The 22,678-nt window shown below is 43.7% G+C and carries 16 protein-coding genes and 2 pseudogenes; 2 read left to right on the top strand and 16 right to left on the bottom strand.

What is annotated here, in order from left to right; all coding sequences use genetic code 11:
• Positions 1-8: 8 nt before the first annotated feature.
• The 8 genes and pseudogenes from N7974_RS05415 to N7974_RS05380 form a co-directional block, all read right to left on the bottom strand.
• Positions 9-3,218: a methyl-accepting chemotaxis protein gene (locus N7974_RS05415; RefSeq protein WP_262964630.1), complete on the bottom strand. Its 3,210-nt coding sequence runs from the start codon at positions 3,216-3,218 to the stop codon at positions 9-11.
• A gap of 93 nt (positions 3,219-3,311) precedes the next feature.
• Positions 3,312-3,869, bottom strand: coding sequence for a chemotaxis protein CheW (locus N7974_RS05410; RefSeq protein ID WP_262964629.1), 558 nt, complete (start codon positions 3,867-3,869; stop codon positions 3,312-3,314).
• A 9-nt stretch (positions 3,870-3,878) separates the two neighbouring features.
• Positions 3,879-5,747 (bottom strand): HAMP domain-containing methyl-accepting chemotaxis protein, encoded by a 1,869-nt coding sequence (locus N7974_RS05405; RefSeq protein ID WP_262964628.1) that lies wholly within the window; start codon positions 5,745-5,747, stop codon positions 3,879-3,881.
• A gap of 534 nt (positions 5,748-6,281) precedes the next feature.
• On the bottom strand, positions 6,282-8,471 hold the full coding sequence (locus N7974_RS05400; RefSeq protein ID WP_262964627.1) for a chemotaxis protein CheA: 2,190 nt from the start codon (positions 8,469-8,471) through the stop codon (positions 6,282-6,284).
• Positions 8,468-8,809 carry an STAS domain-containing protein gene (locus N7974_RS05395; protein WP_262964626.1) on the bottom strand — a complete coding sequence of 114 codons (342 nt, stop codon included), beginning with the start codon at positions 8,807-8,809 and terminating at the stop codon, positions 8,468-8,470. Before N7974_RS05395 ends, N7974_RS05400 begins: the two co-directional genes overlap by 4 nt.
• Before the next feature lie 16 nt (positions 8,810-8,825).
• Positions 8,826-9,194: a response regulator gene (locus N7974_RS05390; RefSeq protein ID WP_262964625.1), complete on the bottom strand. Its 369-nt coding sequence runs from the start codon at positions 9,192-9,194 to the stop codon at positions 8,826-8,828.
• Between the two features lie 432 nt (positions 9,195-9,626).
• A pseudogene (locus N7974_RS20875) lies at positions 9,627-9,830 on the bottom strand (methyl-accepting chemotaxis protein); the annotation flags it as partial.
• A 1,656-nt stretch (positions 9,831-11,486) separates the two neighbouring features.
• Entirely contained in the window at positions 11,487-12,542 is a 1,056-nt protein-coding gene (locus N7974_RS05380; RefSeq protein WP_262964623.1) for an IS701 family transposase, read from the bottom strand.
• Between the two features lie 619 nt (positions 12,543-13,161).
• On the opposite strand from N7974_RS05380, the gene N7974_RS05375 reads away from it, so the two are divergent.
• Positions 13,162-14,235 carry a TauD/TfdA family dioxygenase gene (locus N7974_RS05375; protein WP_262964622.1) on the top strand — a complete coding sequence of 358 codons (1,074 nt, stop codon included), beginning with the start codon at positions 13,162-13,164 and terminating at the stop codon, positions 14,233-14,235.
• A gap of 195 nt (positions 14,236-14,430) precedes the next feature.
• On the opposite strand, the gene N7974_RS05370 is transcribed toward N7974_RS05375, so the two are convergent.
• The 3 genes from N7974_RS05370 to N7974_RS05360 form a co-directional block, all read right to left on the bottom strand.
• Positions 14,431-15,405 (bottom strand): AEC family transporter, encoded by a 975-nt coding sequence (locus N7974_RS05370; protein ID WP_262964621.1) that lies wholly within the window; start codon positions 15,403-15,405, stop codon positions 14,431-14,433.
• Positions 15,406-15,424: 19 nt separating this feature from the next.
• On the bottom strand, positions 15,425-16,009 hold the full coding sequence (locus N7974_RS05365; protein ID WP_262964620.1) for an acyl-homoserine-lactone synthase: 585 nt from the start codon (positions 16,007-16,009) through the stop codon (positions 15,425-15,427).
• 79 nt (positions 16,010-16,088) lie between these two features.
• The gene (locus tag N7974_RS05360) at positions 16,089-16,520 is read right to left on the bottom strand and encodes a DUF4902 domain-containing protein (RefSeq protein WP_262964619.1); all 432 of its coding nucleotides are present in this window, start codon (positions 16,518-16,520) and stop codon (positions 16,089-16,091) included.
• A 194-nt stretch (positions 16,521-16,714) separates the two neighbouring features.
• Between N7974_RS05360 and N7974_RS05355 the strand changes: the two genes are divergently transcribed.
• Positions 16,715-17,425, top strand: a complete 711-nt coding sequence (locus N7974_RS05355; RefSeq protein WP_262964618.1) for an autoinducer binding domain-containing protein — start codon at positions 16,715-16,717, stop codon at positions 17,423-17,425.
• A 351-nt stretch (positions 17,426-17,776) separates the two neighbouring features.
• Here N7974_RS05355 and N7974_RS05350 read toward each other — a convergent pair whose 3' ends face one another.
• The 5 genes and pseudogenes from N7974_RS05350 to cobJ form a co-directional block, all read right to left on the bottom strand.
• Positions 17,777-18,001: a hypothetical protein gene (locus tag N7974_RS05350; RefSeq protein WP_262964617.1), complete on the bottom strand. Its 225-nt coding sequence runs from the start codon at positions 17,999-18,001 to the stop codon at positions 17,777-17,779.
• Positions 18,002-18,130: 129 nt separating this feature from the next.
• Positions 18,131-18,481: pseudogene (locus tag N7974_RS20745) on the bottom strand (HAD family hydrolase); the annotation flags it as partial.
• Between the two features lie 180 nt (positions 18,482-18,661).
• The gene (locus tag N7974_RS05345; protein ID WP_262964616.1) at positions 18,662-19,969 is read right to left on the bottom strand and encodes a cobyrinate a,c-diamide synthase; all 1,308 of its coding nucleotides are present in this window, start codon (positions 19,967-19,969) and stop codon (positions 18,662-18,664) included.
• Between the two features lie 11 nt (positions 19,970-19,980).
• Complete coding sequence (locus N7974_RS05340; protein ID WP_262964615.1) at positions 19,981-21,111, bottom strand: CobW family GTP-binding protein; 1,131 nt, start codon at positions 21,109-21,111, stop codon at positions 19,981-19,983.
• Positions 21,093-22,640: a precorrin-3B C(17)-methyltransferase gene (gene cobJ / locus N7974_RS05335; RefSeq protein ID WP_262964614.1), complete on the bottom strand. Its 1,548-nt coding sequence runs from the start codon at positions 22,638-22,640 to the stop codon at positions 21,093-21,095. The genes N7974_RS05340 and cobJ overlap by 19 nt, the downstream gene beginning before the upstream one ends.
• Between the last annotated feature and the right edge of the window lie 38 nt (positions 22,641-22,678).

Here is a 22,678-nt window from a genome sequence, read left to right as displayed (position 1 = left end):
AGCTACTCCTAAAACCTGACGAATTCGGCTTCATTAGGTACCTGTTTTGCCCCTCCCGGTTTTTTTACTGTGGGTTTGAATGGCATTGTCTTGGGAGTCACTGATACCCTACCTCCGTTATCAGCCACGGTAAAAAATGCCATAAGCTCTTGCAATTGCATGGCCTGTCCGCTCATTTCTTCCGAAGTAGCAGCCAACTCTTCCGAAGAACTGGCATTCTGCTGGGTGATCTGGTTAAGCTGATCCATTGCGGTATTAATTTGGGCAGCGCCTGACGATTGCTCTTCAGAAGCGGCAGCGATTTCCTGTACCAAATCGGAAGTTTTCTTAATCGAAGGCACAATCGTATCCAGAAGCTTGCCGGCGCTTTCCGCCATCTCAACACTGCTGGAAGCAAGTTCGCCAATTTCCTGTGCGGCAACCTGGCTACGCTCGGCCAGCTTACGTACTTCGGCGGCTACTACGGCAAATCCCCGGCCATGTTCGCCAGCCCGGGCGGCTTCAATGGCCGCGTTCAAAGCCAGCAAATTAGTCTGATAAGCGATATCGTCGATAATGCCAATTTTGCCGGCAATACTCTTCATCGCACTCACGGTTTCTTTAACGGCAGCACCGCCTTGTACTGCTTGGCTACTAGCCTGAGTTGCCATACCATCAGTAACTTTGGCATTTTCAGTGTTCTGATTGATCGAAGCCGACATTTGTTCGACGGAAGCGCTGGTTTCTTCCACCGAGGCGGCTTGTTCACTGGTCGCTTGCGACATGTTTTGTGCCGTAGCAGACACCTCTTCACTAGCCGAGGCTATATTGGATGCCGCTCCATTAACCTGGCTAATAACTTCTGAAAGTTTGGCAATGGTATTGTTGATAGTATCTTTAAAATCTTTAAGCTGACCCTTGTAATCACCATTGATGGTTCGGGTAAGATCGCCCATCTCCATTGCAGAAAGTACTTCTACGGCTTCATTAACAGGAAGAATAATCCCGTCCAAAGTATTGTTTACGCCTTCGACAATCTTTCGGTAATCGCCCTGATGTTTGCCGGCATCGGCACGTGTTTGTAATCGGCCTTCGGCGGCAGCAACCGATAACATATTGGCATCATTCACCAAAGCCTGAATATTAAACTTGAGTAGCATTAGCCATTCATGAATCTGATCATCATTGGAGGCTTTGCCCATTTCTGCGGACATATCTCCATTAGCAATTCTGGTCACATAAGCAATTAAATCAGACAACCAGCTATGTACGCCATTAACGGCCTGTTTCATCTTGTCATGATCGCCTTTACACAAGATTTCTACCCGCTGGCGTAAGTCGCCACCGCTAATCATGCCCAAAATACGATTACCTTCGCCAATCGGGAGCAAAATGGCATCCAGCATTTCGTTAACGCCGCCAATAACTTCGGCATACGCACCTTTAAATAATGCCGGCTTACCTCGTTCAGATAACAGCCCTTCCCTGGAAGCTTCGGTAAGACGCTGAAGCTCATTCTGCAAGTCTTGCAAGGTGATGGCCACATTGTTGACCGCCTGCTTCATCAGCTCATGATCGCCCTTGTAAGTATGAGCAATCAACTCGTCAATCTTGCCGTCGGAAATCTGTGCAAGAATACGATTACCTTCGCCAATCGGGAGCAAAATGGCATCCAGCATGTCGTTAACGCCGCCAATAACTTCGGCATACGTACCTTTAAATAATGCCGGCTTACCTCGTTCAGATAACAGCCCTTCCCTGGAAGCTTCGGTAAGACGCTGAAGCTCATTCTGCAAGTCTTGCAAGGTAATGGCCACATTGTTGACTGCCTGCTTCATCAGCTCATGATCACCCTTGTAAGTATGAGCAATCAACTCGTCAATCTTGCCGTCGGAAATCTGCGTAAGAATACGATTGCCTTCGCCAATTGGGAGCAAAATGGCATCCAGCATGTCGTTAACGTCGCCAATAACTTCGGCATACGCACCTTTAAACAATGCCGGCTTACCCCGTTCGGACAGCAAGCCATCACTGGAGGCTTCGGTAAGACGTTGAAGCTCTTTCTGTAAACCTTGCAACACATCAACGACCTGAATCAGACTCGTAGCCACTACATCATTTTCAGATCGGACGTTGATCTTCACTGATAAATCACCCTCAGCGATGGCCTTGGCTACCGCCGCCTGCTCATTGATGCCATCAATAGCCAAATTGAGATTATTTTTAATAATATTAAAATCACCATGATAAGTGTCTGTTATTTTTGGCGGTGTATCACCCTTAGCTATTCGATCGACATAATCTGCAGCAATATTCAGCGGCTGAATAATGGCATCCAGCATCTGGTTAACCGAATCGCCAAACTCTTTAATTACACCACCAAGTTGAGTGGTGTTGATACGCTCACTAAGTTCTCCGGCGATAGCAGCGCTGGTGACCCGTTTAATTTCAGCATTGGCTTTTACTTCTGCGCTGCAATCAACCCATTCCACTGCATAGCCATTAATCTGGTTCTGTTTATCCAGCACGGGAAAAACAGTTAAATTAAACGACATATCCAAAACCTGAATAGTTGTTTTGTGCGGCATTTTGCCGGGATCGGCAAAAATGCGTTTTTGCATCTCCGGATCACGATGAAAACTATCGATGCAGACTCCTATTAGCTTTTCAGGCTCAAGACCAGGAAAGACTTTTTGCAGCTCTGTTTTATATTGATTTAATAGTTTAATTAGTGAAGGATTGGTCGAAGTAATTCGTCGCTCAGAATCACAGGTCATCACCGGCGTTACCATATTGTGGAGTACTGATTTTGATCGATCCGCTTCCGCTTCCTGTTTCAATTGATCCGTAACACAACTAAATTCAAATACTCCACCATTAAAAATACCTTTCTGGTCAATGAGCGGCAATAGTGAAACCTGAAAGTTTTCCTCGCCAATCGAAATTATATCGGACCAACCTTTATGCTGTTTACGCAGCAATGAAAAGACCTGATCAGGAATAGCGGTAAACTTCTCAAGGTGCGTACCAACAAGCCGCTGGATATCAAATTCCGGCATTATTTTTTCAAAAACCGGCTGCTTCTCCCTAAGTAGTTTGGCGGTAGACCGACTGATTTTGGAAATAACCAAATTGGCATCAAAAAAAATAACACCAATGCCTGGTTTTTCTAATAACAGTTGGAGTTTGGCAAGCTCATCTTGTTGGTTGCGGTTGAAAAAATAATCAATGACTGTCATGGCGTTTTTCCTGATACAAGTTATTTTATTAAGGTATTAAAAACTAATAGTTACTATTTTGGGATGGTTCAACATCTTGCCTTACTCACTTCACTATGTTGATGCCACCTTTGCCAATTCGGTAATTAACGCTACTTCAGCCAGCGTCGCCATATCGTCCATTGAAAGCACATACTGAATATTAAGGATAATGACAAACTTGCCATTGATCTTACCCATACCGGTAATAAAGTCAGTGCGAATATTGCTGCCAAAGGAAGGTGCCCGCTCAATTTCATGGGCCGGAATTTCCAGCACAGCATTTACCGCATCGACCATCACGCCAACATTCTGGGTTTCTTCACCGGCATCCACTTCGACGATAATAATGCAGTTGCGCGGCCCTACCGGCGTCGGTTGCTTGCCGAAACGGGTACTCAAATCAATCACCGGAACCACTGCCCCCCTGAGATTAATGACACCACGAATAAAATCCGGCATTCGTGGCACCTCAGTCAGTTCGCTATATTGAAGAATCTCCTTAATACTCAATATGCTGATGGCATAAGTTTCACCGCTCAACATAAAAGTCAGATATTGCTGCTGTTCCTCCTGCTCCCGACTGCTGGCTACAGTCAAAAGCGACTTTGCCGCTGGTATGATGGTATTCATGCTCAACTCCTAAAACCTGACGAATTCGGCTTCATTAGGTGCCTGCTTTGCCACCCCCGTTTTTTTTAGCGCCGATTTGGATGCTTTGACCTTGGTCATTGCCCTGCCGGTATTATCGGCTACAGTAAAGAATGCTATAATCTCTTGCAGTTGCGCAGCCTGTCCGCTCATCTCTTCCGAAGTAGCAGCCAATTCTTCCGAGGAACTGGCATTCTGCTGGGTGATTTGGTTAAGCTGACTCATGGCATTATTAATTTGACCTACTCCTGCCGACTGTTCTTCAGAAGCGGCCGATATTTCCTGTACCAGATCGGAGGTCTTCTTGATTGAGGGTACAATGGTATCCAGGAGCTTGCCAGCGCTTTCCGCCATCCCGACACTGCTGGAGGCAAGTTGACCAATTTCCTGTGCGGCAACCTGGCTACGTTCGGCCAGCTTACGTACTTCGGCCGCCACTACGGCAAATCCCCGACCATGTTCACCGGCACGGGCGGCTTCAATTGCCGCGTTCAAGGCCAGCAAATTGGTTTGATAAGCAATATCATCGATAATGCCAATTTTTCCGGCAATACTCTTCATCGCACTCACTGTTTCTGTAACCGCAACGCCACCTTGCACCGCATCACTGCTGGCTTGAGTCGCCATGCCTTCAGTGACTTTAGCATTTTCAGTGTTCTGGTTGATTGAAGCCGACATTTGTTCAATAGAAGCGCTGGTTTCTTCCACCGATGCCGCTTGTTCACTGGTCGCTTGCGACATGTTTTGTGCCGTAGCAGACACCTCTTCACTGGCTGAGGCTATATTGGCAGCTGCGCTATTAACTTCGCTAATAACTTCTGAAAGTTTGGCAATAGTATTGTTGATGGTATCCTTAAAATCTTTAAGTTCACCCTTGTAATCGCCAGTAAGGGATTTGGTCAGATCGCCCATCTCCATCGCTGTGAGAACATCCATGGCTTCATTAACGGGAAGAATGACACCATCCAGGGTATTATTCACGCCTTCGACAATCATGCGGTAATCACCCTGATGTTTGCTGGCATCGGCACGTGTTTGTAAACGGCCTTCGGCAGCAGCAACAGCAAGCATGTTGGCATCGGCTACCATCGCTTTGATGCTGTCACTCATATGCTTCATGGCAACAAGCAACTGTCCGGTTTCATCGGTACTGGTGACTTGAATATCAGTGGTCAGGTCACCTTTGGCAATGTTATTGGCGACATCCAAAGCGATGTTTAACGGACGGCTAATACCACGGGTAATAAACCAACCCATCAACACAATCGCCAGCAAAATCAAAGCCGCAATAATCGAAGACATTCGTGTCGCATCAATTTTGGTTGTGGCGGCGATCTCGGATGCCTTCATTGCCAGATCAACGTTGTATGTCATGTGAGCCTTGAGCGTAGCATTGGTCTTTTCGGCCTGGTCAGCATTTTGTGTCAGCGCATCACGAGCCAGATCGTTTTTATTATCACGGGACAAGTTGAGTGTATTGTCTACGCCACTGAGGTATTTTTTTAAATCCGCTAGATCATCAGCCAGTAACTGTTTGTCTTTATCGTCTGAGACTACGCCTTCATAGTCTTTAAGAGCGCTTAAGACACCATCCTGTGCTTCTGTGATCTGAGTTTCTATATCCGCCATCTTGTTCGGATCGGTATTCAAAACATGACGGTATACGCGGACACGCAAACGGCCAAATGACTCGGCACCCTTTGCCAGCATGACGATACTGGGAATACTGTTGACGTTGGCATAATTGGTTTTCTCATAAACTACATCCATCCTGTTCTGCCCAAACAAAGACAGGCCCACCAGACCCAAAACGGCAGTAAATACCAACAAAATCATCTTTCTAGCGACGGTAACCTTCATTTTACTTACTCTCGGATAAATTAAAAAACAACAGTTGCCTGGCCGTGCATTAACTCTATTAAAAGAATTTATAATCATAATAAACAAGCAATGAGATCATTTCTAATGGCATGATCTCATTGCTTAAATTTTGCTGGCGAGGAATATGCTTTTCACTTCACCAATAAATATCTTACTCAAAGCGAACAAACTCGCCGGTCTATCTAGCCAAGAAGCACACAGTCGCCTGCGTTTTCGAAAACTGACTCTACCCTATTGAAAATAGTTTATTTTATGATGTCGAATCAGCATCGAATAATGAGGAGCGAACTCCGTTAAGCGAGACAAGAGACAGGGAACTCCACTACCCCCAAAACTTGAATGGTTTTATTCCTGTCTACGTCTAATATTTGTTATAGCTGATATCCCGAACTCAAAAATTAAAAACTTGAAGGTAAAGTAACAACTGCGCTATTTTATTTTTGTCGCTTGATCAAGCAGAAGCCCTGAACAATCTTTAATTAACATCGCGCATTCTTACCTGAGGTTATCTGGTTATTTTAGTACCGCCGCAAGGGTTATCTCATTAACCTCGTTTTCATGTTCTATCTGCCCCATCAATCCAGGCACGTCAACGATCAAGGCAACCTCACCGCTACCCAAAATGGTAAAACCACCGATACTTTTTTCGCCTTTAAACAACTTCCCCAGCGGTTTGATTACGGTCTGGAACTCACCCATCAGCTTGTCCACGACTAAACCGGCTTTGTGCTCACCGTAACGCACGACAACAACATTCTCGCGTTGCACCGTGGCACCTTTCATGGCAAAGTGGTCACGCAATCGGCGATACGGCAGCACTTCACCGCGCAGGTTGAGATATTTGCCGTCACCTTCGTCGCTTGCCCAAGCCTTTAATTCGATGCATTCAACGACCATGTCCAGTGGGATGACGTAAGCGGCATTGCCGACGCCAACCATGAAACCATCGATAATAGCGAGGGTGAGCGGCAGTCGGATACGTACGATACTGCCTTGGCCTTCCATGCTGTCCAGATCAACAGTACCGCGTAAAGCCTGGATGTTACGTCGTACCACGTCCATACCCACACCACGACCAGAGAGATTGCTGACCACATCGGCAGTAGAGAAGCCGGCTTCAAAGATGAGGCTGTAGATTTCCTTATCAGTCAGATTTGCACCCTCGGTAACCAGGCCGCGTTCAATGGCTTTTTTAAGAATTTTTTCTTTATTTAAGCCACCGCCGTCATCGATAACTTCGATTACAATGCTGCCGGCATCATGATAAGCATTGAGCTTTAGTGTACCTCTGGCCGGTTTTCCCCGGGCAATGCGCAGTTCGGCAGACTCTATACCGTGATCCATCGAGTTACGCACCAGATGGGTAAGCGGATCACCGATTTTATCGACTACAGTTTTATCGAGTTCAGTCTCTGCGCCACTGATAACCAGATCAATATCTTTGCCCAGTTCTTTACTGACATCACGTACCACACGCTGGAAGCGGTTGAAAGTACCGCCGATTTGTACCATGCGTAATGCCAACGCTGAATCACGAACTTCTTCGACCAACCGCGACAAAGTCTCGGTAGATTCGATAAGCTCCGTCATTCTGGCACTCCTGGCGATCAGATTGGTACCTGCACCGGCAATAATAAGTTCGCCGACCAGATTGATCAGTTCATCGAGTTTTTCGGCATCGACACGAATCAGGTTAGCTTCGTTCTTTTTGTTGTCTTTAACCTGTTTTTGCTTTTCCAATGCAGCAGCGACTACCCTGGGACTTACCAATTGTTGTTCAACCAGCACTTCGCCTATGGGCTGTTGTGGCTCATTACCCTGATCTAATTGAAAGAGAAGAATATTATTGAGCTCTTTGGGAGTTAAGGTGCCGCACTTAACCAGAATTTCGCCCAGACGCATTTCCTGTTCCGGTAATTCCATAATCAGATGTTTATATTCTGAGGTTTTACTGCGCGGCGGCAGTATATGAATTGAACAGTCGCTACGAACAAAATTGAAAATATTCTCAATGGCAAGCTTATCGGCATCACTATCAAAACTAATTTCAAAGCCCAAATAGCACGATTCAGGATCCATATCTTCAGCCGCAGGAATGGCATCAATGATGGTGACCAGTTGCACAATATTGCCCACAGAAGACAGGCAGCGCACAAAAGAAAAAGGATCCATACCATTTCTGAACACTTCAGGTCCAAAACGCAGGGATAAATGCCAATAATCGGTGCCTACCGCATCACTTTCTTCTCTCTCCACCCTGGACTCGTTAGCCATCGGCACTTCTGCTGAAGCGCTAACTTGATCCAACATCTTATCGCCAAGATAAGTCTCCAATTGTGTTATTAAACGTTTACCACGACTGTCGGTATCATCCGATGGGTAGCTGCCTTCAGCAACATGATTGATTAATACACTCAAATGATCGTGAGCTTCAAGAAATAATGATGCCAATATCGAGCTCATGGCGATATCACCGCTACGTACTCGATCCAGAACACTTTCCGAGGCATGGGTAAATACCACAATAGGATCCAGGCCAAACATGCCAGCCGAGCCTTTGATGGTATGCGCTGCCCGAAAAATCGCGTTGATGATTTCAGGATCATCTGCTGATTGCTCGACAATCAGCAGGGCTTCTTCCATTTGTTCGAGCAATTCTCTGCATTCGATAACAAAGGTTTGTAGATATTCATCTGGAATCATATCGATTTACCTTCAACTGTGGACGGATAAACTATCAGCAAAGGATCGCCGAAAAAACCGGCTAAACCGGACAAATCCAAAAGCTTCACCACGACCGGACTGTGGCCGGTAAAACGTACAACTTTGCCTAACGTGGTCGCTTCCTGCTTTATCATCACCAGCAACTGTAGTCCGGCAGCGTCAATTTCGCCGACTTCGGATAAATCCAGCTCCAACTCTTCAGTCACCGATAAATCCACCAGTAATTTATTTTTCAATTCCATAGCGGTATAAATGGTTAACTCACCTTGTATAACAATGCGCTGACTCTGCCGGTTTTTATTTTTCACGTTCGCCATTAACTACTCCAATCATTTATGCCTGAATAAGCTGCGCAACTGCTGCCAATAATTGTGCCGGTTGAAAAGGTTTAACTATCCAGGCTTTTACGCCGGCGGCCTTGCCTTCATTCATTTTTGTGGCCTGAGTTTCAGTGGTCAACATAATAATCGGCGTAAATTTGTAGGCAGGCAGTTGCTTGGCTGCTTTAACAAAGGTGAGCCCATCCATATTGGGCATATTTACATCACTGATGATAAGGTGGATTTTACTACCGTCCAGCTTGGTCAGCGCATCCTGGCCATCACAGGCCAAAATCACATCATACCCTTCGCGGGTAAGTGTGCTATTCATCACCTGCCTGACCGAGGCTGAATCTTCTACAAACAGTATTGTTTTTGCCATGTTGGTATCTCAAAAAAAAGTAATATTGTTTTCATTGGGCTTGATCTCAATCTTCGCCCCATCATGTACCGCAATCTGCTCTTCCATTGTGTAGGTCTTGACCAGATCTTCCAGCCATTGCTCGACATTGACTGAACGAGGTAATCCGGTACCGGTTTCTGTACTATTCAGCGTATTCAAATGTTGTTCGAGTTTGTTCAAATCATCACCAACATGCGTTAGAATCTGGCTAACCCGATCCTGAAACTGCAAAGCCACACAAACATCAGATATTTCATGATTAATCGCATTATTTTCAATACGTAACAGTTCCTCAGATTCAGTTAACCCTACAGCGGCCAGTCTGAATCGCTTTAAAACCACAGCAATAATTTGCTCGGCATTATCCAGAGTCTCTTCATCTTGTCTGGCAAATTTCCGGGAAATTGTCAGCGTACCTTTAATCGCTTCATTGACAGAGGCAATAGTATCGGTAATTTGCTTGCCATAATCGCCTGATGACTGTGAAAGCTTTCGTACTTCAGAGGCAACTACTGAAAAGCCGCGGCCGGCATTACCAGCCTGTGCTGCCTGAATGGCAGCATTAATTGCCAGTATGTTGGTATGTCTGGCAATACTACTGATTTCTGATGCCATATTGCTTAATTGTTCAGTAAAGCCCGACAAGTCCTCGATTGAGCCCAGCAGCTTCCCCTTATCTTCCAGCGAAGCACCCAAGGCCGTGGTGATGGTACCTAATTCCAATTGACTATTCTGTAAGAGTTCAACGATGCCACCTTGTAAATCGTGATCACCACTGACGGCATTTTGAGATGCCAGGGAAGCGGCATCCAAACGATTTGTCAGGGTACCAAAGCGTTGTGCCAAATCGGCTATGGATTCTTCGCTATGCACTCTGGCCATATCAACCTGACTTGCCCAGATAGGTAATACTTTTTGACATAACGAATCCAGTCCATCGATACCCGAGTCTTGATTTTCAGTGCCTGTCGACAACTCATCAAGATGCATGGTTAGGGCTTTGCAGCGTTGTGTCAAACCAGCAATCTGTGTTTCAACAGGAATCGGCAAGATCTCTATTTTTTCTTGATGTTGACCGCCATGAAGCTTTGATAATGTGTCAAAATCTTGGGCTAAACCAGTCAGCAGGGTTTCTATATGCTGTCGTTCTGTCGCAACCCGATTGGTCCCGGCTTGCAAAATTGCTTGCTTATGTGAATTCTGCAAACCTTGGATTATTTCATCATTTTCCTGCTGCAATTTTGCAGACAGATTCTGCTCGATAGCTTGCAGCGACATCCGGTAGTATTTTTTGCTCCAGAAATACAAACCGACAGTCAGGACAATTAATACACCAGCCGTTGCCAATCCATTGATCTCAAAATGCTTGGATACAATAAGTCCTAATAAACCAAAGCCGCTTGCTAACAACAAGGGGAGCGTTTGCCAATAATCATTTCGATACATTTTTATCGGTTCTTTCATATTGCAGCTTCCTGAGTAATCCTTAATTAACAATGTTTATGACTCTATTTAAAATACAGTGAGTGGGTTGCCCCAGATTTTATAACTTTCAGTTCCCGGGATCAGAGCCAAGGCCAAGATAAAAAAATTATTTCTTTTTTCATTAATCATTCTGAATGCTTAATGAATTTGTGGGTATTTTAGTGGTCGCTGGCTAATCCATTAGCTTGAGTAGCGCGGATATTTTCACTTATATCACTTATATTATCTATTTTACTTATTTTACTTATTTTACTTATTTTACTTATTTCGAATGGCTTTTTAGTCACTAATCTGACTACCTCAGCCTTGCTTAACTATATTCAGCTGTTTGTTCAAGCCCGCCCGTTAAAAATATAAATCAGGACTCCTCATAGAGGAAACACAGTAACGCTAACCTGAATAGTTATAAATCAAATATTAACCAAGTTAATGCGATGCTAAACATTTGAGAAGAATAAATTAGCGGAATTTAACAAAAAATCAGAATGGCGCAGAAAAATTTTCAAATTATTATTAAAATAGCAATTGCCATTACTCGCATCAGTTTATTGCAATATTGGTACAAAAAATTATTTTTATATCACATTAACAGAATCTCTTTTTATCAGGATAAATTCTATACTGCCTGTATAGCCAGATCTTCTGCAAAAAAAATAGTAAATACTGAACCTTATAACTTCAGGTAATAAAAAAGCATCCATAATGCCAAGTCAAAAATTAAATTTACGCGTTATATTTATTTACCTGCTAATGTTCATTTAGGTAAATTTACATTACTATCTGATGTTACGCAGTCCGTAATTTTTGCAGCTCTGCATAAGCCATTTGGTTCGCCTTGATGAATAGCTTAGTTCGTAATGCAAAATGATTGGCCTTGTGTTTTATCTTCAGACATTCCAGCTTGAATACCGCGTAAATGGACATAAAAATATGATTGTTCTGTGTGGTGATGGTACGGGTTGGTGACTTCGCCAAGCCCGCATTGGATTTTAATGATTTATGAAACTCCTCAACTTTCCACCGTTTTTGGTAGATCGCTGCGACTTGTTCGCCATTGCACGTTAAATCACTGCACACCAGATTCAATAAGCCAATGCTGCCGTCTTTGTTTGTAAAGATTCTGCGGACAAAAAGCACCTCATGAGGGAAACCTTTCATCCAGCCGCGCACTGCTTGTTTATCTGTCAATTCCAGTTGACTGATTCGTACAAAGCGTCCTTCTTTTTTGTCTTCTTCTGTTAACGCCACCAAGCGGTTATCTTTTAGAGCGCTGATAAAGTGCTTGTCTTTTTTCAAAATAAATTCAAAATTCTCCTTCGCGGCAAACCAACTGTCCGTTAACACATAGCGAAACTTGATGGCGTTCGCCACGCAAGTAGCTATCATCTCTCGCATCAGCTCATTTTTTGTGACATTACTGGCTCGTTTGATCTTTCGAGTCAGTACATCACTAAACTGGCGGGGTTTGCGGACCACTTCAAAGGCTACGGGAATTGACACATCTGCACTATGATATAGGGCATTCAGTAGGTTAATTCCTTTCACCGAACGCCCTTTACAGTGATCAAAGTGCCAGCACATGATTTCATTCTCATCTGTCCAGGTCTTCTCTTGGATGGTGTCGTCAAATATTAGGCAACCATCATCCTGCTCTATCTGGCGTACTGTCGATTTAACTTGCCCCCAGAGATCTTTGGAAGTAAATGCTTTTGATGCCAGAAAACGCGTCATCTGATCATGGCTTATATCGCCCTCTATCATTGCAGATAGTCCTGTTGCCGTTGCAAACCCGTTATTGCAAATCAGGTAGTCTGTGTATAATTCTAATTTTATTTTTTCCATTCTGAAATCATACGCTTTTTGAGAGGTGGCTGCGTAACATCAGTAAGAACTTCAAAAATGGGCAGTAAAACCCTGTTATGAAACATAACTAATTGAAATATAAAATATAATATTATTAATTAGAGTTATGAATTTTAGTGCAGAGTAAATATACTTAGCGTTCAATGAGTTATATAAAATATCATTAGCAATTTCGAAATCGATATTTCCTTTATAGACCGCTAACGACAAGGGCTACAGGGGTGTCGTGGAACAAACCGTTCCTTTGGTTCAATAACCCCATTACGTACCTCCTCTGAACGCCGTTCAGTCACGAATTTTGGCACTACTTGGTTTCCCAGTCGGAATTTATCACGTTCTGGGGCGGCAATCTGGGGAAGTGGGGGCTAAAATGGGCGAACTGTGAGTTACCATGTCGGAAAATACTTGTTTTCCGTCACTTAAAAAGTTTGGCTTTGACTGCCTCCACCGGTTTTGCTTGCTCTCCATGTAACCGACTTGGATGCTGAAAAACTGATTTATTCAACAACGCTGTCCAACTACCTGTCGTCCTTGACAGCTATCTAACGAAAAAATTTTGCTCTTTAATAACCCCATTATTACCACGATGGGGAATCACATGAATATTATTGCAGGACCTTTAACCAAACTTACCAAAGAAGTTATCGACGGTTTTACAAATGACGTAGTTGAAAAACTGATTTATTCAGTAACGCCAATAAAAAGCAATGGGGTAAATATAAGCGTAGAAGTGAGCGTAGAGCAAAAAAATCATTGGAAAAAAGAATTGTGCAATTTAACCCAACAAATCAAAAGTGCTAGTGATATTGAATTACTTGTTGATGAGGTTTCGATGATAGCAGGAAAATATCTTGGCGATCTAAAATTAATAACAAAAGAGTTAAGAAATGGCAAAGGATATGTGGTAATTCGGGGCTGTCCTGTTGATGATGGCTTGAATGAACTACCTACATCAATCAGTAGACCAAAAAATAAGTCATTTATTTCTGAATCAGTATTACTGGGAGTAACTCACGCCATAGGCTTTAATCCTTATGGTTTTAAACAAGAAAAAAATGGTGCTTTAGTTCACGAAATAACGCCCGTCACAGGAAAAGAAGAAACTGCCTCAAGTAACGGTATGGTTGAGTTTATGATGCATGCTGATGGGGCATATTTGTCACGAGACATTCGACCAGAAACTTTATCCTTGTTATGTTTAATAGATGAAGAAAATACAGATACAAGGTTGGTAACAATAAATAGCATATTGTCAGAATTGGAACCTAAATCACTAGAAATGCTGTCAGACCCAAATTTTTTTCATGTTCCACCAAACACATTCGATGTGGGTGATGAAGCAAATTCATTGGGATCAATTTTGGATAAAGTTGATGGATTATGGGAAATGAAGGTTGCTACTCATAGTTGTGAACCGAAAACGTTGGCTGCAAAAATATCCCTAAAAGAGTTTATTAATGCCGCAGAATCAAATGTAATCGCGCACTCGTGGAGACCTGGTGATTTACTCATATTCAACAACTTTCGCTGCTTACACGGACGCGGTGAAATAAAAGGTAAACGTTGGCTTCAACGTTGCTATGGTTCTAGAAAAGTTAATGTTGGTGAAATTATTAATTTAAACCTAAATCCAGCATGCCCTGAAACCCAGGTAGTAACCCCTGCTTTTTGACGCTCAAATTTTATTTTTTAAACCCGCCAACGCGGTTATATCTATGTCTTTATGATATTTGATCATCGATACATCCGAAATTACAAAAAAACACGAAGATTTTCTGGCGACAGAACCTTTGTATTTATTCAACAATGCCATTTTTAACTATTGGAAAACACTCAGAACTCTGCGCACCTCTGCCCCCAATTATTCCTAAGCCTTTAAAAAGGCCAGAACTAAAGGAACAACTGCAATCGCTAAAAGCGTACTCGCCATCACAGCTGTCGCTGCTTTTTCAGGGTGAATATTTAAGTCATTTGCAATGACAACGGTATTACCAGCCATCGGTACACAAGCCATCAATAATATAATAGATTGTTCCACATTATCCATTTTGGCTGAAAACAAATGAAGCACCAAAAAAGCAAGAGATGGCCAAGCCACATATTTCCAACCCAAAGCAGCACTTAAAAACCGCCAATCGACTTCTAATTTTTTAAACCTTGCCATGGTCAAACCAATAACCATCATGCCCAGTACGCTGTATGCTCCCTTAAAATTGGATAGCCCGCTCAAAATAACAGGATGCAAATGTACTTCCAACATACGCAATCCCATAGCAAGGACAAACGCATATAAAACCGGCATACCAACGATTTTTTTAACACTTTGCGAAACGGTGTAACTACCACGTGACGTCAGATAATAACCGTACGAAAACTCGTATAAATTAACTCCTAAAATGATAAATACTGCAATCGCAGCTCCTTTAGCATCAAATAAATCTAAAGCCAAAGGTAACCCAAAATAGCCTGTATTTCCAGTACCTCCTGCAAAAGCAAAAAGATTTGTTGTGCTGTCACGCCACAATAATCGTCCCAGTTGCAGCGCAATAGTTGCCATCATGCAACAAATTATAAAAGCACCGAAAGTATAAAATAGATAATTTCTTCCATCTGGCGCTTGTAGTACCGATACGAATATTACAGCAGGCGATATGACGTAAACCAGTAACGTTGATATTTCCTTATGGCTAATACTAAATTTTTTCCCAACGCCTAAACCAAGAACCGCAATTGCAACTAAAAACAGTACCCTCATTAAAAGCTCTAAATTAGTCATGAAATCCTCACGAAAAATGGTACTAAACGTGCCGTTTAAATAAAATTTACTTAATTTGTCCAACATCAACTATCCTGTCCGGCCTTTAATCGGGAATTTCAACCCAGCAAGCTATAATCCATTTTCCATCATCTAGCTTCGGCGCACCTGCGCGATGGATGTGATACCCAGCACGGCGAACTATCCGCTCAGCACCTGTGTAAGACACTAACAGTAAGCGTTTTGCGCCCTGTTCCTTGGCCGTTTGCATGACGGTTGATAAAATATTCAGTGTAACGGTAGATGATATTTTCCCGTTGCTAGTTGAGCTATTGATAAGTCTCAGTGGGTGTGTTTTGACGGGGCTAAAGTCCACGGCAGCGAAACGGGAAAGCTCCCAGATCTCGTTTGACTTTGGGGGTGGTAGACCATTGAGTAATTCGGGAAAAACTTCTTCTAGTAGGTAGGGTCGGGTAGTAGGCAGCAAGCGAGCGCAGCCAATGATGTCTTTCTGTTGATTTCTGGCGACGACATAGAGCGTATCTGGTCGGTCAAATTGATCCAGTTCTATGCCTTCTGGCGTCCCTAAATTCCAACCCAACTGTTCAACGAAAACTTTGTATCGGTAATTTGCAAGGCTGACGATAACTTCTTTAGTAAGTTTGGTTGCAGATCCTACAATAATATTCATGTAATACCCCATCATGACAACAATGGGGTATTAAAGGGCAATCTTTTTTTGTTAGATAGCTGTCAAAAATAACAGGTAGTTATGAATATTTTGATTGGATATAGTTAAATATTTCTTCTTGCCAATTTAGGGTGTTTAACCAGAGGCCAATTATAGTCAGGCTTTCTTCTTCGCTTAAGTCATGCTGCTGGTTATTTCGCAACAAGATATTGCTAAATGGTTGCCCGTCCATGCTATAGTCTGTCGCACCTATCCGGTAATCCACTAGCCAATCCCAGCCTACGGAGATGCTAGGTTGGGATTGGCTAACCCATTCGGTATATCCTTTAATCTCAGTGAGACTGGTTGCACTGCACACATTTAGGATGTGTTCGGTGTAAAGGTTTGAGTGTAGATGATGTAATTGCAGACATGTCAATTGCGCCAAGGTTAATCGAATATATCCATCTGTTGAAAGTATCGGTGTGAATGGTTGGTGTCCTTTATTTAAAATAAGGTTATTGTTTCTCATTTATAGAGTTACCGAGTAATTAGTGGTGAGAACAAGAATGTGTGTAATGTTGTATATTACACTATTCAAACTTGAGCTTGGTTTTTGGATATAAAGTGCTGTTTTTAGGGGCAAGAATAATAATTTCCAATATAGCTTAGACCGTTATCAACAATAAACGTATTGTGAACTTTGGCAGCTAATAGTTTTAGAATATGAAAATACAACCTTGGCTGGATGAGCAATGGCAGTCCTTATTAACCACTCAAAATCAGCACGAGTTATTACAACATTTAGTTAAAGCGGCTAAGCTGTTGGGTTTTGACCATTGCTCTTTTGTTTTGCGCGCGCCGTATCCGTTGACCGCGCCTAAGGCACTGTTAATGAGTAATTATCCTGTCGTTTGGCAACAGAATTATCAAGCAAACAATTATATTTACCAAGACCCAATTATGCTGCATGCTTTGTGTTCAACCTCACCACTTAGGTGGTCTGTTGAACAATTCAAATCACCTTTTGGGGAGGAGGCACTGGCACATGGTATAGGCTATGGCTGGTCTCAGGCTCATTACAATACGCAAAGATTTATAGGGGTCTTCAGTTTGGCAAGGACACTTGAATCTATTAGCGCCAACGAGTTGACAGAAAAAACTCCGGCCTTATCTTGGCTAACACAGTTAGCTTATGCGGGTTTTTATGCTTTTATGGCACCTAAGTTAACGATGGATTTGAACATTAAACTTACTGAACGGGAAAAAGAAGTGCTACGCTGGACGGCAGATGGCAAAACTGCCGGAGAAATAGCAGATATTCTGATTCTTAGTGAGCGTACTGTGCATTTTCATATTAATAATGTGTTGACTAAGCTCAATGCCGCGAATAAAACGGCCGCTACCGTACAAGCGGTGGTGTTGGGGCTGATTTAGGGATTTAAAGTCCAACGATACGAAAAGTCCCGCTATCCTGACATAGTCAGTTGGGATTGACACGGCATTCGGGGTAAATACCCCGTTAAGAGATTTGTTGTCATATAATCATCTGAAAAAATGTTTATGGGATATTAATTAAATTAGGGTGCTAATAACTACCTTCGCCAAAATTTAAGCTGCTCTGGCATGAATCCTGCCAATTTATGCGGCTTGGAAGATATCGTCGTCAATTAAAAATATGTTATCATTTTTACTCAGCGAATTGATAATCCGCTGCGTGTATTTTCGGGTTCTGAAGATGATTTTCAAATCCAGCATACTGCCTGTCACTTTTCAAAGTGGGGTTAATTAACCCCAAAAACGCCGACTGGCATCATCCCAGGTAATATTAGTCATCACCAAGGCTTGCAGGTATTGGCCGCCGGTTTCATCATATTTTAACTCTTGGATAAAACCGAATTGGCTATCAGTCAAATTAAGAACATCCGTTAATAAACTGTTGAATACAACCTCGGCCGGTTTTGATTTGATATAAAGTGCTTGTAAGCGATTGATGCAGTCTAATATTTTCATAAATACCTCGTTGGGTTTGTTAGATAATAAATGACTTAATCGCCAAAAATCAGGGTTGTCTAAGGTTGCTTTTAGGGGGCCTGTGGAAGAACCCCCAAAAGTGTTCGTTCTAAGTTATGTTGTTTAAACTCACCTAAAAATAGCCAAGTTAGCATCACCTTGCGTGAAGAGTGGTTCGAGTTCTCTCAGGTGTCCTATCGCAATGGCTTGACTAAATTCTTCAGTTAGACGACTCGCGTTTCCAAATGCGAACGTTTTCATTCCGGCCCCAATACCCGCTTTAATGCCAGGCAAGCTATCTTCAACAACGGAACACAGGCGTGGTTCTACCTTAATTTCTCGGGCAACCTCTAAATAGATACGTGGATCAGGCTTCCAATGTCCTATTTCGTATGAACTAAAAATTTGCGATTCTGAAAAATATGGTAATAGTCCTGTAATTCGAAGGCTATTCTCAATTTTTACTCTTGGGCTACTTGAAGCAACATATAAACTTTCAGATAAATAATTTCAATGCTAACGGATACCATCCCTTCAAGGGATGAAATGGATTGATGTTGGCAGAAAAGTCTATAACCTGCTCTGGAAGACAGCCAATATGCTGCGCAAACCGATAAATATTACCGCCGTGGTCCATAATTAGTTTTAGTTCGTGATATTTTAATTGATGAATAACTGTGCGACAGCAATTGCATTAGACGCAAAGTAACAATGGAGATAGCTGGCCGTTAATCTTTTTAGCTGAAAAATGCTTTCACCTGAAGAGGTATTGTATAAGCGTTCCCCCTGAGCAATAGGATGAATCGGAGTTTCAATTAACGAATGGTGAAAAGTGTGACCGCGTATTACTCCCCCCGGCATCGGTGCGGACTGATAACCCAAGCCTTGCAAACGGTTTTGCATGACCGCGCTTCCAGACATTAAACCAACCATATGTCCATATTCACCGGCTTTATTAGTGATCGATTCTAGTAAATACAGTAGTCCTCCGCATTCAGCGTAAATCGGTTTGCCTTGCCGAAAGTGTTCTTGTAACGCCAACTTCATTGCTAGATTATTTTGCAAGGCTAACAAGTGTAGCTCTGGATAACCACCTGGCAAATAAAGGCTATCAACGTCTGGAAGTTTACTGTCTGTAAGCGGAGAAAAAAATTTTAGAGTCGCCCCCATTCCTATTAGCAAATCCAAATTGGCTGGGTAAATAAATGAGAAAGCATTATCACGAGCAATACCGATACGCACATCTGAGAGCAACTTTGGTAGTAAGTTTGATTCAGGCTGAGAAAATGCAACTGCTTTTGGTAAGGCTGCCAACTTTGTCAAACCAATAGCCGTAGCTGCTGCAGATATGCGCATTTCAATATCGCTAATTTCATCAGCTTGCACCAGTCCCAAATGCCGTTCGGGCAAAACAAATTGCTTATCGCGCGGCATACCACCCAAATAACGAATAGTGGACGGCATGCCTTGCATGATCATTTCAGTATGTCGATCACTGGCAACGTTATTGGCTAAAACCCCGGCGAAATTTAAATTTTTCCGAAAGTTAGCCAGCCCGAAGGCAATAGCACCGAAGGTTTGTGCTGTTCCTGTGGCATCAATTACGGCTAATATTGGCAGCGAGAAGTGTTCAGCAATATCGGCACTACAGGGATCTCCATCAAACAAGCCCATAACACCTTCAATCAAGATTAAATCTGCCTCTAGTGCTGCTTCGTATAATAGGCGTTGGCATTCAGCTTTACCTAACATCCAGAGATCTAATTGATAAACCGGCAAACCACTTGCGTGTTCCAATATCATAGGATCAAGAAAATCAGGGCCGATTTTAAATACTCTTACTTTACGGCCTTGATTGACATGGTAGCGAGCTAGAGCGGCAGTAATCGTGGTTTTTCCATGGTTTGAGCCAGGTGCTGTAATCAATAACGCAGGGCAATGACATGATTGCGAGTTAGAAGGCTTCACTATAAGTCGTTTTATTGCCATTGCGTTGCTGTCAATTGTGATAAGAGTTCTGCTACCTTGTTACGATTGAGATGATAACCGATAAAAACAATTTCGGAGACTTGCGCTGATTTTTTTGCGGCATAACGGCTGATGACCATGCGAGTACGCACGCCTTGCACGAGCAGCGCATCCTTCGGATTTTCTGCCAGTATAAAACCTTTGACGCGTAAAACCGGTTCCGCCTTGGCCGTTTCCGTTAGTGCCATTTTAAGTGCTTCCGGTTGTTGCGGGTCCGGACTGCGCAGCACGAACGACAACCAGCCGGAATCCTGTTCATGAAAATGTTTATGCGTCGCCAGACCATGACTGTGGCTAACCAGACCGGAATGTGCATGACCGTCAACCAAGCCATGATTGCTTAAAAGTTTGGTATTGTCGCCAGACATGGAGACTATCGGCGTAAAACGGTGGTTATGCGTTAACAACGTCGGCTGATGCAGGCGCAATCCCAAGGCCAGACGAGTATCCAGTTTTGCCTGATAAGCCAATTCCAGAAAGCGTACATTGGGAGCCCTTTCACGGATGCGCGTTTCAGCAGTCAGCAAATCATCTTCATCCAGCCTATCGATTTTATTTAATACCACAACATCGGCGTATTCGAGTTGCTGTTTAAAAAGGGTTGCTACGGCAACTTGCGGATTAGACATCATTTGGCAGTCATCGAATTCATCGGCCAGCAATAACGGGGTATCAACCACGGCTAACGTTGCATCAAGAATGAAGCTTACCGCCAGTTCGGGCGTTTGCAATAATTCCATAACCGCTGAGGGCAAGGCCAGGCCAGATGTTTCAATCAAGACATGATCGACCTGCGCACGGCGTTCTGCAATGGCTAGCAAGGTAGGAACAAAAAGGTCATCATCACTGTATGCAATCAGGCCGTGTGCAAAATCGTGAATCCGAATGTGCTCATTGCCATCAGCGCTGTCACGCATTAGCGCGCCGTCGATGGCAACTTCACCAAATTCATTGATCAGCAATGCGAGGCGTCTGTTCTGTCTGACTTTAATCAGGTTACTCAGCAAGGTCGTTTTACCTGAACCCAGAAAACCGGTGACGATGGTAACGGGAATCAAGGCATTCATGCTGGGTGTTGCCATATCTGTGCGTGCTTGACAACCTCATCAAAATTCGAAGTGATCAGCGGATAGGTGAGTTGTGGACGTTGAATGACCAGTAACGGAATAGCCAGCGCCTTTGTTGCGGCGACTTTAGCCTGATAGCCGCCCGCATCGCCGGAATCCTTGGTGATGACGCAATCAATCGCCCAATCACGCCACAATGCCTCATTGAACGCCTGCGAGAACGGCCCTTGCATTGCGCAAATATGGCTACGCGGCACGCCCAAATCGATTGCACGCTGAATAAAATCAGGTTCAGGGGTAACGCGTACAAACCATTCGCATATGTCCGCATCCGGGGCTTTAAGAAACGTCGCCAAATCCTTGGAACCCGTAGACAGAAAAATGCGCCGACCCAGAGCCATGACTTGCTCAGCAGCCTGTTCCGTGGAGCTGCACAATAGTCCGGAATCTGTTGAAAAGGAACTGGCTCGTTCATAGCGCAAATAGGGAATGCCAAGAGTTTTCGACAGCCCCATCAATTGTTCCGACATTAAGCTGGCATAAGGATGGGTCGCATCGATTAATCCCCGCGCCTGATGTTGCTGCAATGCCTGCTTGCGCGCTTCAACGCCTTGCTGTCCGGCCCAGACGGATACGCCAGGACAATTCTGTGCCGCTATCTCACCACCATAGCCGGTGGCCGTGGACACCACAACGGGATAACCTTGATCGGCCAACTGACTGGCAAGCGCATTTCCATCACTGGTTCCGGAAAAAACCCACAGTGCCTGCTTTGGTAAATCCTCGGCAACCGGTTTTGCGGTAGTGGATTCCCAAGCGTTATAGCCGCGTGGTGTGAATATAAATCCCCGTTTACGTTGGGTAAAGCGATTGCCGATTACGATGGTGGTGAGCATATCAAACTGCAAGGACGGCAGATCCTCTAAATGATGAATGCTGACTTCCTGACCGGGGCGATAAGCGTTACGCACTAGGCCGCACAGCGTTTTCGGTGATTTCGATTCCAGCATGATAGCCAGGATGCGATAAACGCCTTCCTGCCTAACCGCACTCTGCACGTTATAAAGTACGCAGGCCAAATCGGCCTGGGCAATATGCCTGCCGCGCTGCTCAATCCAGTCCCATGGACATAACAAATCGGATAAGCTCAGTGTGGCAAAGTCGTGTGACAACGGCGAGCCCAACAATGAGGCACAGGCATTGGCGGAGGTAATGCCTGGGATCACATTGACGTCGTATTCGTCATCCTCCCGCATTTCATCAAACGCCAGCGCCGCCATGGCATAAATGCCAATATCGCCACTGGAAATTAAGGCTACTTTTGCACCGCTACGGGCTTTTTCAATGGCCAGCAAGGCTCGCTCGCGTTCCTGAGTCAGTGGTGGCGTGTGAATTTCCTTGTCTTTTATCCAAGGTTCAATCCAGCGTAAATACAGATCATAAGCTACGATCACATCACTGTCCCGCAATGCCGCTTCAGCACGGGGTACGATCAAATCGCTAAATCCCGGTCCTACCGAAACCAAATTTAAAACACCTTTCATTCTTTTATCCACTAATTGTTAATCTGTAATATTTAAAA

The sequence above is a fragment of the Methylobacter psychrophilus genome (genome assembly GCF_025583945.1).
Taxonomy (GTDB): domain Bacteria; phylum Pseudomonadota; class Gammaproteobacteria; order Methylococcales; family Methylomonadaceae; genus Methylobacter_C; species Methylobacter_C psychrophilus.
Note: the sequence above shows the minus strand (reverse complement) of the source record. Positions and strands in the feature narration are given on the sequence as shown.